The following is a 16201-nucleotide window of genomic DNA, read 5'->3' as shown; positions in this document are numbered from 1 at the left end:
ACAATTAAACACACGTTCAATTCGATCGGTCTTGGGAGGGATCACCGTTTATGGATTTCGCACTTTCAGAAGAGCAAACCGCGATTTTCGACATGGCCTATGGCTTTGGCCAGGAACATATCGCCCCTTTCGCCCAGAAGTGGGAGAAAGACGAAACAATCCCCAAAGACCTTTGGCCCAAGATTGCAGAGCTGGGCTTTGGCGGGCTTTACGTGTCCGAGGATGCGGGCGGATCTGGCCTGACGCGGCTTGATGCGACGCTGGTGTTCGAAGCGCTCAGCATGGCTTGCCCGTCGGTCGCGGCCTTTCTGTCGATTCATAACATGTGCGCCAAGATGCTGGACAGCTTTGCCAGTGACGACCTCAAGTCGCGGATCATGCCCGACATCCTGAGCATGAACACGGTGCTCAGCTATTGTCTGACAGAGCCCGGATCGGGCTCTGACGCGGCGGCGCTCAAGACGAAATGCACCCGCACGAACGAAGGCTACACTTTGAACGGCACCAAGGCGTTCATCTCGGGCGGCGGCTATTCCGACGCCTATGTCGCGATGGTGCGCACCTCGGATGAGGGGGCCGCGGGCGTGTCCACCGTCTATGTCGAAGACGGGACCGCAGGGCTTTCCTTTGGCGGGCTAGAGGATAAAATGGGCTGGCGCAGCCAACCCACGTCCCAAGTGCAGTTTGACGATTGCAACATTCCTGCCGGAAATCTGGTGGGGGAAGAGGGAAAAGGTTTCAAATATGCAATGATGGGGCTGGATGGCGGCCGTTTGAACATCGCCGCCTGTTCCTTGGGTGCTGCACAGACCGCGCTGAACGCCACGCTCACCTATATGGGCGAGCGTAAAGCATTCGGCAAACCCATCGACCAATTTCAGGGTCTGCAATTCCGCCTTGCCGAGATGGAGATCGAACTGCTAGCCGCCCGCGTCTTCCTGCGGCAAGCCGCGTGGAAGCTGGACACGGGCGCGCCGGATGCCACCAAGTTCTGCGCCATGGCCAAGAAGTTCGTGACAGAGGCAGGCAGCAAGGTTGTCGATCAATGTCTGCAACTACATGGCGGCTATGGCTATCTGGCGGATTACGGCATCGAAAAGCTGGTGCGTGACCTGCGCGTCCACCAGATCCTTGAAGGCACCAACGAAATCATGCGCGTCATCGTGGCGCGGGATATGCTGAAGAACCGATGACCGATATCTCCATCCGCATTTCAGGGCGCGCGGGACGGATCACCCTCAGCCGCCCCCAAGCGCTGAACGCCATGACCTACGACATGTGTCTGGCCATCGAAGACGCCTTTGACGCTTGGCAGCATGACCCGAACGTCGATCTGATCATCCTTGACGCCGAAGGGGATCGTGCCTTTTGCTCGGGTGGTGACATCGCCGAACTTTACGCCACGGGCACCAAGGGCAACTACGCCTACGGGCGCAAGTTCTGGGCGGATGAATACCGGCTAAACGCCAAGATCTTCGCCCATACCAAGCCCGTCGTCTCCTTCTTGCAGGGGTTCACCATGGGCGGCGGCGTGGGCATCGGCTGTCACGGCTCGCACCGCGTGGTGGGGGAAAGCAGCCAGATCGCGATGCCGGAATGTGGCATCGGTCTGGTGCCCGATGTGGGCGGCAGCCTGATGCTGGCGCTGGCCCCCGGACGGGTGGGCGAATATCTGGGCACAACCGCGTCACGCATGAAGGGTGAAGATGCGATTTACGCCGGTTTCGCAGACACTTACATCGCAGAATTAAACTGGCCCGACGTGATAGCCGCGCTTGAGAATTCAGGCGATGTGGCCATTCTGGAAACCGCAAGCACCACGCCGCCTGCCTCTGCACTAGAGGCGCAGGCGGCCGAGATTGACAGCTTCTTTGGCGGCGAAACGCTGGCGGATATCCTCAACGCCCTGCGCGCATCCGACAGCGAATTTGCCGCAGACACGCTCAAGAAAATGCAGCGCAGCAGCCCGTTGGCGATGGCCTGCACGGTCGAGATCATCCACCGTCTGCGCGGCCCCTCGCTCAGCATCGAGAAGGCGTTGGATATGGAATACCGCTTTACCTTCCGCGCGATGGAGCATGGCGACTTCCTTGAAGGGATCCGCGCGGCGATCATCGACAAGGACCGCAGCCCCAACTGGCAATATGCCGATATGAACGTCCCCCTTGCCGCGACAGCCAAGATGCTGTGCCCGCTGGCCGAGGACGCCCTGACACTGGAGAGAACCACATGAGCATGAAGATCGGATTTATCGGACTGGGCAACATGGGCGCGCCTATGGCGACCAACCTCGCCAAAGCGGGCCACGACGTGGCGGGCTTTGACGTGGCGGGCACCACGGCAGAGGGCGTGCGCCTTGCAGACAGCCTTGAAGCCGCTGTGGCGGGCATGGACGCGGTGATCACAATGCTGCCCAACGGGTCGATCCTGCGGCAAGTGGCGGCGCAGGCGATCCCCCATATGGCGCAGGGCACGCTGTTCATCGACTGTTCCACCGTGGATGTGGAAAGCGCGAAGAACACCGCGCAAGCTGCTGAAGACGCAGGCATAATGTCCGTTGACGCCCCCGTGTCTGGCGGTATCGGCGGGGCATCTGGCGGCACGCTGACCTTTATGGCCGGCGGGTCGACGCAGGCCTTTGCAAAGGCCAAGCCCCTGTTCGACATCATGGGGCAAAAGGCGGTGCATTGCGGCGATGCCGGTGCGGGGCAAGCGGCGAAGATTTGCAACAACATGATCCTCGGCGTCACCATGATCGCCACCTGCGAGGCCTTTGCACTGGCCGATAAACTGGGGCTGGACCGGCAGAAGATGTTCGACGTTGTCAGCACCTCGTCGGGCTATAGCTGGTCGATGAACGCCTATTGCCCTGCCCCCGGTGTTGGCCCCACCTCGCCCGCAGACAATGGCTACACACCGGGCTTCGCGGCGGAGCTGATGCTCAAGGATCTTGGGCTGTCGCAGCAGGCAGCAGAGATGGCAGATGCAGACACCCCGATGGGAGAGCTCGCCCGTGCGCTCTATGCGCAATTCGTCGAGAACGAAGACGGAAACGGCAAGGATTTCTCTGCCATGCTACCCCGTTTCGAAACCCGCGGCCGCAACGGCTGACAGGAAAAGAAAGCGGGTTCCCGCCGTCTCGTCCCAGCGACGGAAACCCGCGCGCCGTTCGTTTGTTACTGTATCGACACTGTAACGGAGAACGAGCATGAAAACCCTTACCCTCGCCGCAAGCGCCTTCGCCGTGCTGGCCTTCAGCCCGGCCGTACAGGCGGCCTCTGCCTCCTATGGCGCGTCGGGGCATTACGATGTCGCGGCACCGCAGGTGACCTTGGCCAAGCATGATAAGCACGATGACAAAAAGCATCAAAAGCAGCACAAGAAAGCTGTTAAAGAATACAAAAAGGCGATCAAGAAACACGAGAAGCAGCACAGCGACAACGGGCGTCATCTTGCCAAAGGGCATGACAAGCACCACCACGCCAAAGGCGACAAGCTGACGCGCTACGTCGTGATCGAACAGCCCCACCGGCATGGGCTGACCCGCTACAACCGCTACGTTCAGGACGACGGCTATGTCTATGCCGTGGACCCGCAAACCAACGACGTACTGGCGCTGATCGGTCTGGCATCGCGCCTTCTAAACTAAACTGCGCCGCGAAACCCTAAGATTTCATGAACAATGCCCCGCCTGATTAGGACGGGGCATTTTGTGTCTACCGCAGTGGCGGCAATGCTATTCGGCAGCAACCTTACGCGGGGCGAGCATCGGCTTGAGGTAATGGCCGGTATAGCTCCCCTCGACCTCGGCAACCTGTTCAGGCGTGCCGGTCGCGACCACCTGCCCGCCGCCATCGCCGCCTTCTGGACCAATGTCGATGATATGGTCCGCGGTCTTGATGACATCGAGGTTGTGTTCAATGACGACCACAGTATTGCCCTGATCCACCAGCTCGTGCAGCACCTCTAGAAGCTTGCGCACGTCTTCAAAGTGCAGCCCCGTGGTCGGTTCATCCAGGATATACAGCGTCCGGCCCGTAGAGCGTTTGCTGAGCTCTTTCGACAGTTTGACGCGCTGCGCCTCCCCGCCCGACAGCGTCGTCGCCTGCTGACCCACCTTGATGTAGCCCAAGCCCACACGCATCAGCGCATCCATTTTTTCGCGGATGCTGGGGACCGCCTGGAAGAAGCTCTGCGCGTCCTCGACAGTCATATCCAGCACGTCAGCGATGGACTTGCCCTTGAACTTCACCTCAAGCGTTTCGCGGTTATAGCGCTGGCCTTTGCAGGTTTCACATTCGACATAGACATCCGGCAGGAAGTGCATCTCGATCTTGATCACACCGTCGCCTTGACAGGCCTCGCAGCGTCCGCCCTTGACGTTAAAGCTGAAACGCCCGGGCTTGTACCCGCGCGCCTTGGCTTCGGGCAGACCGGCGAACCAGTCGCGGATCGGGGTGAAGGCACCGGTATAGGTCGCCGGGTTCGACCGCGGCGTCCGCCCGATGGCGCGCTGGTCAATGTCGATCACCTTGTCCAGATGCTCCAGCCCCTTGATGGTCTCGCACGGCGCGGGCGTCTGGCGCGCCCCGTTCAGGTTCATCGACGCGGTCTTGAACAAGGTCTCGATCGTCAGGGTCGATTTGCCACCGCCTGACACACCCGTCACGCAGACGAATTTGCCCAGTGGATAATCGACCGTGACATTCTGGAGGTTGTTCCCCGTCGCCTTGACCACACGGATTTTCTTTTTGTTGCCCTTACGCCGTTTAGCGGGCACCGCGATCTCGCGTTTGCCGGTAAGGTATTGCCCTGTCAGCGAATTCGGATCATTGGCGACCTCTTGCGATGTCCCGTGGCTGACCACCTGCCCGCCGTGCACACCGGCCCCCGGCCCGATATCAAACACATAATCCGCCTCACGGATCGCCTCTTCGTCGTGTTCAACGACGATGACCGTATTGCCCTGATCCCGCAGGTTTTTCAGCGTCTGGAGCAAGCGGTCATTGTCGCGCTGGTGCAACCCGATCGAGGGTTCGTCAAGCACGTAAAGCACCCCTGTCAGCCCCGACCCGATCTGCGACGCAAGCCGAATACGTTGGCTTTCCCCCCCGCTGAGCGTCCCGCTAGAGCGTGCCAGCGTCAGATACTCCAACCCGACATTGTTCAGGAATCCCAGACGTTCGCGGATTTCCTTGAGGATCGCACGCGCGATCTCGTTCTTCTGAACGGTCAGGTAATCGGGCACTTTGGTGCACCAGTCAAAAGCTTCGCGGATCGACATTTCAACGACTTGTCCGGCATGCAGCAGCGTGTCGCTGTCGCCATCCGACGGGCCGATCTTGACAGCAAGCGCTTCGGGCCGCAGCCGGTAGCCGTTGCAGGTGCCACAGGGGCGGTTGTTCTGGTAGCGTTCGAATTCTTCGCGGATCCAGTTGCTATCCGTCTCGCGGTAGCGGCGCTCCATATTGGGGATCACCCCTTCGAAAACGCGGCTGACCTCGTACACACGGCCGCCTTCGTCATAGCGGAACTTGATCTCTTCCTTGCCGGAGCCATGCAGGAACACCTGCTGCACCTTCTCGGGCAGATCTTTCCACCGCGTATTTTCACTAAATTGATAGTGTTTTGCGATGGCTTCGATCGTTTGCTTGAAATACGGGGACTTACCCTTGCGCCACGGGGCCAGCGCACCGTCATAGACCTTGAGGTTCTGGTCGGGCACCACAAGGCGTTCATCAAAAAACAACTCCTTGCCCAGACCATCACAGGACGGACAGGCACCGAAAGGAGCGTTGAATGAAAACAGACGCGGCTCGATCTCGGGGATCGTGAAGCCGCTGACAGGACAGGCAAATTTTTCGCTGAAGGTATGACGCTCGGGCTCGCCCTCGGTCGGGGCGGTTTCCAGCACGGCGATCCCATCAGCCAGATCAAGCGCTGTGCGCAGGGAATCCGCCAAGCGTGTCTCTAGCCCCTCACGCACCACGATACGGTCGACAACCACGTCGATGTCATGGCGGAACTTCTTGTCCAGCGTGGGCGGCTCGTCCAGTTCGTAAAATTCGCCGTTCACTTTTACTCGCTGAAAGCCCTGCTTGCGCAGCTCAAGGAACTCTTTGCGGTACTCGCCCTTCCGGTCACGAATGATCGGGGCCAACAGGTAGGCGCGCGTGCCTTCGGGCATGGTCATCACGCGGTCGACCATATCCTGCACCTGCTGCGCCTCGATTGGCTTGCCGGTCGCGGGGGAATAGGGCGTGCCGACGCGCGCAAAAAGCAGGCGCATATAGTCATAAATCTCGGTGACCGTCCCCACGGTAGAGCGGGGGTTTTTCGACGTGGTCTTCTGTTCAATCGAAATCGCTGGCGACAGGCCGCTGATGTGATCCACATCGGGTTTCTGCATCATATCAAGGAATTGCCGCGCATAGGCGCTGAGCGATTCCACATAGCGTCGCTGCCCTTCGGCATAGATCGTATCGAACGCGAGGCTCGATTTACCCGACCCGGAAAGCCCGGTAATCACAACCAGCTTATCGCGCGGAATGTCCACGTCGATGTTCTTTAGATTGTGTTCGCGCGCGCCGCGCACTTCGATGTTCTTTAGCTCAGCCATATCGGACCCCCGTTAACGCTTAGTACATAGGTGCGTGCTACGGATTCTCCAACGAAAAAATAAGAACACAAGGGGAACGACATTATCGCGGCGCATTTTGGGCTGCCATTACGACGGCAAACGCCCGGCAACATTGAATTTGTCACCGGGCGTTGCAAAGATCAGGACCCCGCTATGCGCGGGCAAAGGCTACATATGAATAACGCGTCCGTAAGCATCCAGCACGGATTCATGCATCATTTCTGACAAGGTCGGGTGCGGGAAGACGGTGTTCATCAGGTCTTCTTCGGTGGTCTCAAGCTGACGCCCCACGACATAGCCCTGGATCAGCTCGGTCACCTCGGCGCCCACCATATGCGCGCCAAGCAATTCGCCTGTTTTTGCGTCAAAGACGGTTTTGATCATCCCCTCGGGCTCGCCAAGGGCAATCGCCTTGCCATTCCCGATAAAGGGGAAGCGACCCACCTTAACGTCAAAGCCAAGCTCTTTCGCCTTGGCTTCCGTATACCCGACGGACGCGACCTGCGGGTGACAATAGGTGCAGCCGGCGATGGATTCCGGTTTGACCGGGTGCGTGTGTTGACCCGCGATCAATTCGGCGACCATCACCCCCTCGTGCGAGGCTTTATGCGCCAACCAAGGGGCACCGGCGATGTCACCGATGGCATACAGCCCCTCGACGCCGGTCCGGCAATATTCATCGGTCACGACATGGGTCCGATCAATTTTCACGCCCAGATCCTCCAGCCCAAGATCCTCGACATTGCCAACGATACCTACGGCGGAGATCACGGTGTCAAACTCATGCTTGGTCACCTTGCCGCCCGTTTCGATATGGGCAGTCACCTTGTCATCAGCGCGGTCCAGTTGTTTGACAACGGCCTTCTGCATGATCTTCATGCCCTGTTTTTCGAACTGCTTTTTCGCAAATTTGCTGATCTCTTCATCCTCGACGGGAAGGATACGATCCATCACCTCGACAACAGTCGTGTCTGCGCCCAAGGTATTGTAAAAGCTTGCGAATTCGATACCGATCGCGCCAGATCCGATCACCAGCAGCTTTTTCGGCATATGGGGCGGCTGCAAGGCATCCTTGTACATCCACACGCGTTTTCCGTCTGCTTCCAGCCCAGGCAGGTTGCGGGCCCGCGCACCGGTCGCCAGTACGATATTCTTGGCGATCAGCGTCTCTTCCCCGTCTTTCGACTTAACCGACACTTTACCTTTGCCCGCTAACGTTGCCGCGCCCATGAAGACCGAGACTTTGTTCTTTTTCATCAAATGCCCGATACCGCCGGACAGCTGCCCCGCAACCTTGCGCGACCGCTTGACAACTGCCTCCAGATCATAGCCGATATTGTCTGCCTTCAGGCCAAACTCGCTTGCCCGCTGCATCAGGTGGAATACTTCCGACGACCGCAAAAGCGCTTTGGTCGGGATACAGCCCCAGTTAAGACAAATGCCGCCTAGGTGCTCACGCTCTACAATGGCGACCGAAAGCCCCAGTTGCGCGCCCCGGATGGCCGCAACATAGCCCCCCGGCCCCGCACCAATCACGATCAGATCAAAGGATTTCGCAGCCATTATGCAACCTCGCAGCACGTATTGAAATTTAGTTTAGTGGTAAACTATCTCGCGAGCGTCAGCAACTCGGAGAATTCCGACCCAGGATCAAACCGCCTAACCCGCACTTACGTGAGTGTCCGCAGGGTATAGGCATACCCCCCGTCGTCAAGATATTCGGTTTCAGCGGCGGTGCTTCGCCGACCCAAGGCGTTGTTGCGATAGGGAAATCTGCCGAATTGCCGGATCACCTTTCGATGCGCGCGCGCATGCCGCAGCGTATCCTCGGCGTCGGGCATACGGTCAACGACCAGCCGAACGCAGTGATCCTGATCGGTCAGACTTTCTGAATGCATGAACGGAAGGTAAAAAAATTGCCGTTCAGGCGGCGCAATAAGTCTATCCCATTCGTTGCGCACAGCGGTTTGAGCTGCCCGCAGGGCCCGCAGATCGGTCGAAAACGCCTTCCCCTGCCCACGAAACATATTGCGCGGAAACTGATCCGCTAGAATGAGATAGGCCAAAGTGCCTTTCGCATCGGTCAGCCAATGGTCCAACCGATGGGTCCCGATAAGCGACCAGGTGTCCAGAAACTGTGACCGGATCGCGGCATCAAGGTCATCATCCACCGCATACCATCCCGCAGGCCCAGTTTCATCCAGCCAGAACCGACGTACGTCCTCACGCGTTTTCATAGCCTTGCCTCCTTTGACCACAGAAAAGATCAAATTTTTCTAATTTCATTAGACACAAGATGTAACGAATTAGCAAAACGTCTAGGTCGGCTCCGCTTCGGCGGTTTGTTCGCTCTCGATCGCGTATTCTTGCGCCAATTCGACCGCAACGGTCGTCGCAGCGGGGTAAATCGGGATGTAGTTACCCGTTTCATCCGCAGGAATGGCCGGACGCACCGTCGCGCGGTAGGACGCGTAGACCGCCAAAGCAAAGAACAGAACCGCCGTGAACAGGTAGAACCCGCCCGGCCCGAGCGCGGTGCCCATCATCCAGCCGGTGATCACCGGACCCAGAATAGCGCCCAACCCGTTAATAAAGATCATGCCACCGGATGCCGCGGCCATATCCTCGGGTTCAAGGAAGTCGTTCGTGTGCGCAATAAGAAGCGAATACAATGGGTTAGACATGCCACCTACGACAAAGGCGGTCAGCAGCAGCACGCTAAAGTTATGCCCCAACAGCATGCCGATGACAGACCCGATACCCCCAATGATGGAGGTGATAACGATCAAAAGACGACGGTCCATCCGGTCCGAAACCCAACCGATCGGATATTGCAAAACCACCGAACCCACAAAAAACGTCGCAACGAAGATCGAAATCTGCGCCACGGTCAGCCCGGCTTCGGCACCGTAAACCGAGGCCATGCCGAACTGCGCCGAAAAGACCCCGCCCAACAGGAACATGCCGACACACCCCAAGGGCGAGAAGCCGGCCAGTTCGCGCAAGCTCATCGGTTTGGTGGTGTCAAACGCGGGCGTCGGGCTGATCGACAGCAAAATTGGCGTCACCGCCACGCTGACCAAAACCGACGGAATAACGAACAGGACAAAGCCTGAAGGGTCCGCGGTGAGCAAAAGCGCTTGCGCAATAACGATGCCAAAGGTTTGCACGATCATATACAATGACAGCGCCTGCCCCCGGTTTTCGTTAGTAGCGGCGTTGTTGAGCCAGCTTTCTGCTGTCACGTAAACCGCAGAAAAACAAAAGCCGATCAACACGCGGCCCACCGACCAGACAGCGACGTTCGGAAAGGTCGGATACAGGATCATGACAGCCGAGATCATCGACGCCAGCGCCGCGAAGACACGCACGTGACCGACGCGCCGGATCATACCCGGTGCCATACGCGAGCCGCCCAAAAAGCCCACGAAATATGCCGACATCACGATCGACATTTCGAAGGTCGAAAATGCCTCGATCCCGCCGCGAATCCCCAAGAGCGTACCTTGCATGCCGTTGCCCACCATCAGCAAACACATGCCCAACAAAAGCGCCCATGCGCTGCTCAGTACCTGAAACATCTTACGAATCCTTTAACGCGATCAGCCCCCTCCCTGACGGCGATCCCAAGAGGTGTCACCCCCCCGAACGACATTCAGGCGTTTATTTGCGTCTTTGGAAAGAGCAGCGACGCATCGCCATAGGAGAAAAACCGATAATTCGATTCAATCGCGTGATTGTAAATCTTTTGTATAGTTTTCTGCCCCATCAATGCCGAAACGAGCATCATGAGGGTCGACTTCGGAAGATGGAAATTCGTCATCAACGCGTCTGCGACATTGAATTCAAAACCGGGGGTAATGAAAATATCGGTATCCCCTTCCCAGGGTTGGATATTCCCGGACCGCGCAGCGGTCTCGACCAGCCGCAAGGCAGTGGTCCCAACGGGTATGACCCGCCCGCCAGCAGCTTTGGTGGCGGAGATTTCGGCAGCTGCCTGCGCGCTCACCTGCCCCCACTCGCTGTGCATTTTATGGTCAGCAATGTCATCGACCTTCACGGGCAGAAACGTCCCCGCGCCCACATGCAAGGTGACGTGGCTAAAGCGCACCCCCATCTCGGCGAGCTGATCCAGCAGCAACTGATCAAAGTGGAGCGACGCCGTAGGCGCGGCCACTGCGCCCGCATTCTTGGCGAAAACGGTTTGATAATCCGTCATGTCCTGCGCGTCTGCCGGACGCTTGCCCGCAATATAGGGCGGCAATGGCATCGCACCGGCATCATTCAGCGCGGCGTCAAAATCGTCGCCGCTGCAGTTGAAGCGCAGTCGACCCTGCCCATCCTCGACGCCAATCAAACGCGCAGAAAGATCGGCGCTAAAGACGACAGTCTCGTCAATCTTGAGCTTTTTCAACGGCTTGATCAGCGCTGTCCAGTCCGCATCGCCCCGTGGCTCCAGCAAGGTTACTTCGATACGCGCCTGCACCGGACCCTGTGCGCTGTCCCGGCGGCGAACCCCCGACAACCGCGCCGGAATAACCCTTGTGTCATTCAGCACCAGCCGATCCCCTGGACGCAACCAATCGCTGATATTGGCGACAGTCGTGTCAGTGATATGATCACCCTGCGCAACCAGCATCTTGGCCGACGTACGGGGGACCGCAGGGCGTGTCGCGATCAAACGCTCGGGCAGTTCAAAATCGAAGTCACTGAGTTTCATACGCGCCCGTTAGCGCCCCTCAAAGCGTTGAGCAACAGGTTTTTGTGGCGCGGGGGTGGCAGCCCCCCCATCCTGAGCGGGCGTCGTGCGTGGAGTGCTGCGAAAAATATCCCGCATCGCACCGGGCACAAACCCCGACAGCGGGTTCACCGAGACAGACGGGTTCTGCACCGTCCCGCCGATAGAGTAGTTGAAACCCAAAAGCCCCTCGCCCTTGCGGGTCAGAAAACTGGCTATTCCGTTCAACATATATACAGGAGAGATCACACCCTGCAGCGCCATCTGGCCGGTGTCAGTGGCAAAAACCCCATCCATAGAAATCCCAAGCGACGCCCCCGTCGCGCTGGCTTGGGTCAGGTTGACGCGATTGGAAGACAGGCGAAAATCAGCTTCGACCGTGTCAAAATATATCCCGTCCCCGTTCAACTCGTTGATCAGCCCGACCACGGAAACTGCGTTCACCAGCGCTGCAATCGTTGGGGCGTCCTTGATACGAACGTCTTTAATCTCTGCATGACCGTCGAAAGCCCCGCCCGATCCGGTGGGTACCAGGGTCAACGAAAGCGCGCCGCCGTGGACTTGTTGTGCAATGTTGGCAGACCTCAAAACGCCACCAGCATCGGTTGCCGTCAATTGCACCGCGCTACGGCCATCCTTGGGTACGACGCGACCCGAAACCGGCGCGCCCCCGTTCAAGGCTGCCGTGAACCGTCCATCAAGGCCACGCGCGACGTTAAATTCGCCCTGCATTCCTGTCAGGGCAATTTTATCCGTGACTTGCAGTCGATCCAGCGACAACAACATCGGCGGGCTCGCGACCCCGCTGGGCTTGCTTTTTCCGAGCTCCGCCCTGCGCAAATCAAGACGGCCGCCTTTCACCACCACCTGCACCGGGCGACCTGCCCCCTGCCCGATCAGATCAACAGGCACATCCAGCCAGTTCCCGACCTGCAATCGGTGAAATTGCAATCTGTCCAACGCACCACTTGGGTGCAATGTGACATCTCCCTGCGCCGACAGCCCCGCGGCGCTGATCTTCAAGGTATCGACGTCTGGAACCGGCCCAAGCCGCCCCGATATCTCCAACGTGCCCGTCTGGGATCGCGCTTTGGTCCAGCCGATCTGTGGAACGGTGATGCGCAAACCCCGCAGATCCGATATGACAGAAAAATCAGGGGGTTGGCCTTTAACCAGATCCATCGCGAACCACGCCCGCCCTTCACCTGCGATCGTATCAGGGGGCAGCGCGATCTTGAAAGTCTCGAGCGTTTTGGCGTTCAGCGCAATATCTGCCCTGACACTGCTCGCAGCGCCCGCCTTCCCGAAGGGTTGGGACCATTCGCCGTCAAAGGGAACGCCGTCCAGCTCGCCCTCGCCCTTGATCGTCAGGCCGCTGTTGGACGCGTTCAATGTCAGCTGGTCGGCACGCAGCGCGCGATCTTTGACCAGACGGTCGCTTTGGAATTCCGCCAGCGTTCCGTTTATGTCGAAGATCGTCAGCTTCGGGTCAGAGCCTTTTTTCATCGGAAAGGACAAAGTGCCCGCCAACTGGGCCCGTGCATCGACGACGTCAACCGGCAGGTTGGCCTTGTCCATTGCCTGCAACGGGGGCCGGTTCAACAGCGCCAGGACCGATGTGATGTCCGCATCGGCGCGCAACCGAACGATGCCGGGAGGGCCGTCCTTGACCGTGACATCCGGCATGATGAACGAAGACCCGTTCACCGACACCGGCGTCTCGTCGGGCGGTGTGATCACCCCGGTATCCACGCTGACAACAAAGCGGTTGCGCGAAAGGCTCGCATGACCGCTGCCGTCGGTGATATTCGGCATGGTGCGCAAAAATCGAACCTCGGCACCCTGAAAGTCAAAGTCGAGGTATGCTTGCGGTGCCGCGCCCGGCTTCAAACGAAAGGCAAGGTCAACGTCGCTCAACGCGCCGGCGTAGATATTTTCGTCCACCCACTTGCGGGTCTTTGGTTTGACGTTTTCTGGCCAAAGCTCAAGCAGGCGCGCTGGTTTCAACGCGTTCAACCCCGCATCCAGCGCAACTTGCCACCCCTGCGGCCCCGCCCGCAAATCCCCCGACAGGTTCAACGTCGTCCCCCCGTCGACGATATCCATACGGCCGACGGACATGTGAAACGGGTTGAAAGTGATTTTGGCATCCAGATCGGCACCCTCAATCGACACAGGGGTGTCATAAATATCGGCAGGGTCAGCCACCAGATCGCGCAGACGAACCTGTGCGACCAGCTCGCCCAGTTTACCGCTGTCATCAATACCCAGACTTGCGGCCCCCTCGATCCGGCCCGACACCCATTTGCTTTCGACCGAAAGCTCGTCAAAACGCAGCAGACGCTGATCTGGGTCATAGCTGAAATAGCTGCGGGCCCCGTCAAAGGGGATCGGCGTAGCACGCTCATTAGGCTGAACCACCCCGGCCCCGATTTGCAGAGTCGCGTTCAGCGGCTCGAAGGTGCCGTCCTCGTCAAGGCTGCTGCGCACCGAACCGGAGATAGACGCGCGCAGCACTTTCAACCAAGCAAACGCTGGGTTCTGCACCGCGATGTCGCCCGCGCTCACGCCATCGAAATTCACACCGAACTGCGACGCGGTATCGCCGATTTTGCTGCTGTAGTTGGCAGAAAGCGTGGCAACATCCGCCCCCCCGCCCAAAACGGCGAGCTCGGCCGTCATCCGCAGGTTATCGCCTTCGCGGTCCAGCAACAGCCGCCCGCCATCCACCGTCCACATCCTGTCGGACTGCAGATCGGTGTAGCGCAAGGTCAGGGCGCGCAGCTCTATCGACCGCAGCCGCGACAGCGCCTTCGTCTCGAACACCGTATCAAGCTGGCCGATCAACTGCGGCATCGTGGCCGCCCGCCGCTCTGCCGGGGCAGTCCCGCTCGCCGCGCTCAGCGCGACGCGGCCATCCTTATCGCGACGCAAATTGGCCACCACCCCGGACATCGCAATATCGCGCGGCTGCACATCGCCTGCCAGCAGGCCCTGAATGGAAAAACTGGCCCGCACTTCGCGGAAGGCGGCAAAGCTAACCCCTTGGGGGTTGGTGATATTCACGTCCCGCAGCCGAACGCGCGGCCGCCACCCTTCGTCCACGATCAACACCATCTCTCCAAAGCCGATCCGCGCAAGCGGCATATCTTTGGCAAACCGCTCTTCGATGCGCGTCTCGAGCCATTCCGGCACGACAATGGGGCTGCGGATCATATAGATGGCAGCCCCCGCGATGGTGGCAACAATCAGCGAAATAACCAGCAGCGACCATTTGGTGGCTTGCCAAAGTCGTCTCCGCTTGGGGCTGCGGGGGGCTGCGCTGGTGTTGGGCATGGGCGTCCGGTTTTTAGGGCGGCTTGGGGTTTAAGTTTTGCCAAGCCCGACTAGTATGACAGTGCAGACAACGGCTTCCAATACATAAGAAAGTGACCCATGCCAGAGATTTCCCAACCTGCACCAGACTTTACGCTTCCTGTGACGGGGGGTGGCGAAATTTCGCTCTCCGATCTGCGAGGCAAGGCTGTGGTTTTGTATTTCTACCCCCGTGACGACACGCCGGGCTGCACCAAGGAGGCCGTGGGCTTCTCCGAACATCTTGAAGCATTTGCCGACGCCGGTGCCGTGGTTTTTGGCGTATCCCGTGACACGATGGCAAAACACGACCGTTTTGCGGCCAAACATGCCCTGACGGTTCCCCTGCTGGCCGATATCGATGGGGCCGTGACCGAAGCCTATGGCGTCTGGGTCGAAAAGAATATGTACGGCAAAAAATCCATGGGGATCGAACGCGCCACCTATCTGATCGATGCGAGCGGCAATATCGCCCGCATCTGGCGCAAGGTGAAAGTCGCCGGTCACGTGGAAGAGGTACTGGACGCGGTGCGCGCCCTATGATCGCGCTGGCCCAAATGGCGGAAAACGTGCTGCGCACTGCGGATGGCCGTGAGAAAACTGCGCTTTCTCACAAGTACGCAGCCGAGTGGCGGGCTGCCCGCGCCGCAGGCGAGGCACCGGAAATCGGCACGTCCAACCCGCCGTTGCGCCCCGCCCGCCCCGACCAGCCAGAACTTTTGTCGCCCCGCGATGTGCCCCACCGCAAGCCCGGATCGCCCGAAGGGCGCATCGCCTTGCTGCACGCCGTGGCCCATATCGAATTGAACGCGGTTGATCTACACTGGGACATTATCGCGCGCTTTACCGATGTCAAAATGCCCATGGGATTTTACGATGATTGGGTCAGCGCCGCCGACGATGAATCCAAACATTTCAATCTGATGTGCGATTGTCTTGAAGCTTTGGGCAGCCACTACGGGGCCTTGCCCGCCCATGCTGGTATGTGGCGCGCTGCCGAGGATACGGTGGATGATTTCATGGGGCGTCTCGCCGTTGTGCCTATGGTGCTTGAGGCGCGCGGGCTCGATGTGACGCCCAATATGATTCAGGTGTTCAAAAGCGCCAAGGCCACGCAGGCCGTCGACGCGCTTGAGGTGATTTACGCCGAAGAGGTCGCGCATGTGGCCTATGGGTCAAAGTGGTTCCACTTCTTGTGCGGGCGTCACGAGCTTGACCCGAAAGAGGCGTTCCACGATCTGGTGCGCACCTATTTCCACGGTGTTCTCAAGCCCCCGTTCAACGAAGAGAAGCGGGCAGAGGCCGGGATTCCACCGGATTTTTACTGGCCGTTGACCGAGAGTGTTTAAAATATTCGCCCTCCAAACCGTTGAATCGGCAATTTATTGCCAAATTTGTCGTTAAACTTTCATTAACCGCCGGTGGGAAAGTCTGAAGGGTTGCCCGACGGACCCCCACTGGCTAAGCAC

The 16201-nt window shown here is 58.9% G+C and carries 12 protein-coding genes; 6 read left to right on the top strand and 6 right to left on the bottom strand.

Annotation, left to right across the window (positions count from 1 at the left end):
• The first annotated feature begins 50 nt into the window (after nt 1-50).
• The 4 genes from AB1495_RS12410 to AB1495_RS12395 all read left to right on the top strand — a co-directional run bounded on the left by AB1495_RS12410 (nt 51) and on the right by AB1495_RS12395 (nt 3649).
• Nucleotides 51-1193, top strand: coding sequence for an acyl-CoA dehydrogenase family protein (locus AB1495_RS12410; protein WP_074635077.1), 1143 nt, complete (start codon nt 51-53; stop codon nt 1191-1193).
• Nucleotides 1190-2233 (top strand): enoyl-CoA hydratase/isomerase family protein, encoded by a 1044-nt coding sequence (locus tag AB1495_RS12405; protein ID WP_074635078.1) that lies wholly within the window; start codon nt 1190-1192, stop codon nt 2231-2233. The genes AB1495_RS12410 and AB1495_RS12405 overlap by 4 nt, the downstream gene beginning before the upstream one ends.
• 2 nt (nt 2234-2235) lie before the next feature.
• The gene (gene mmsB / locus AB1495_RS12400) at nt 2236-3111 is read left to right on the top strand and encodes a 3-hydroxyisobutyrate dehydrogenase (protein ID WP_074635079.1); all 876 of its coding nucleotides are present in this window, start codon (nt 2236-2238) and stop codon (nt 3109-3111) included.
• 97 nt (nt 3112-3208) lie between these two features.
• Nucleotides 3209-3649, top strand: coding sequence for a hypothetical protein (locus AB1495_RS12395; RefSeq protein WP_037944027.1), 441 nt, complete (start codon nt 3209-3211; stop codon nt 3647-3649).
• A gap of 87 nt (nt 3650-3736) precedes the next feature.
• Here the strand turns inward: AB1495_RS12395 and uvrA are convergent, their stop codons facing one another.
• From uvrA to AB1495_RS12365, 6 genes are all read right to left on the bottom strand, one after another.
• On the bottom strand, nt 3737-6619 hold the full coding sequence (gene uvrA / locus AB1495_RS12390) for an excinuclease ABC subunit UvrA (protein WP_074635080.1): 2883 nt from the start codon (nt 6617-6619) through the stop codon (nt 3737-3739).
• A gap of 189 nt (nt 6620-6808) precedes the next feature.
• Nucleotides 6809-8203, bottom strand: coding sequence for a dihydrolipoyl dehydrogenase (gene lpdA / locus AB1495_RS12385; protein ID WP_074635081.1), 1395 nt, complete (start codon nt 8201-8203; stop codon nt 6809-6811).
• A 107-nt stretch (nt 8204-8310) separates the two neighbouring features.
• Nucleotides 8311-8877, bottom strand: coding sequence for a DUF924 family protein (locus AB1495_RS12380; RefSeq protein ID WP_074635082.1), 567 nt, complete (start codon nt 8875-8877; stop codon nt 8311-8313).
• An 81-nt stretch (nt 8878-8958) separates the two neighbouring features.
• Nucleotides 8959-10221: an MFS transporter gene (locus tag AB1495_RS12375; protein WP_005852959.1), complete on the bottom strand. Its 1263-nt coding sequence runs from the start codon at nt 10219-10221 to the stop codon at nt 8959-8961.
• 74 nt (nt 10222-10295) lie between these two features.
• Nucleotides 10296-11360, bottom strand: a complete 1065-nt coding sequence (gene queA, locus AB1495_RS12370; RefSeq protein WP_074635083.1) for a tRNA preQ1(34) S-adenosylmethionine ribosyltransferase-isomerase QueA — start codon at nt 11358-11360, stop codon at nt 10296-10298.
• 9 nt (nt 11361-11369) lie between these two features.
• Nucleotides 11370-14714 carry a DUF3971 domain-containing protein gene (locus AB1495_RS12365; protein WP_074635084.1) on the bottom strand — a complete coding sequence of 1115 codons (3345 nt, stop codon included), beginning with the start codon at nt 14712-14714 and terminating at the stop codon, nt 11370-11372.
• A gap of 99 nt (nt 14715-14813) precedes the next feature.
• Here AB1495_RS12365 and AB1495_RS12360 point away from each other — a divergent pair, with 99 nt between their 5' ends.
• Nucleotides 14814-15275: a peroxiredoxin gene (locus AB1495_RS12360; RefSeq protein WP_005852954.1), complete on the top strand. Its 462-nt coding sequence runs from the start codon at nt 14814-14816 to the stop codon at nt 15273-15275.
• Nucleotides 15272-16081, top strand: a complete 810-nt coding sequence (locus AB1495_RS12355) for a ferritin-like domain-containing protein (RefSeq protein WP_037962678.1) — start codon at nt 15272-15274, stop codon at nt 16079-16081. The genes AB1495_RS12360 and AB1495_RS12355 overlap by 4 nt, the downstream gene beginning before the upstream one ends.
• Nucleotides 16082-16201: the final 120 nt, after the last annotated feature.

This window comes from Sulfitobacter pontiacus (genome assembly GCF_040790665.1).
GTDB classification, from domain to species: Bacteria; Pseudomonadota; Alphaproteobacteria; order Rhodobacterales; family Rhodobacteraceae; genus Sulfitobacter; species Sulfitobacter pontiacus.
The sequence above is the reverse complement of the archived record's forward strand: the minus strand, read 5'-3'. Positions and strand labels throughout refer to the sequence as shown.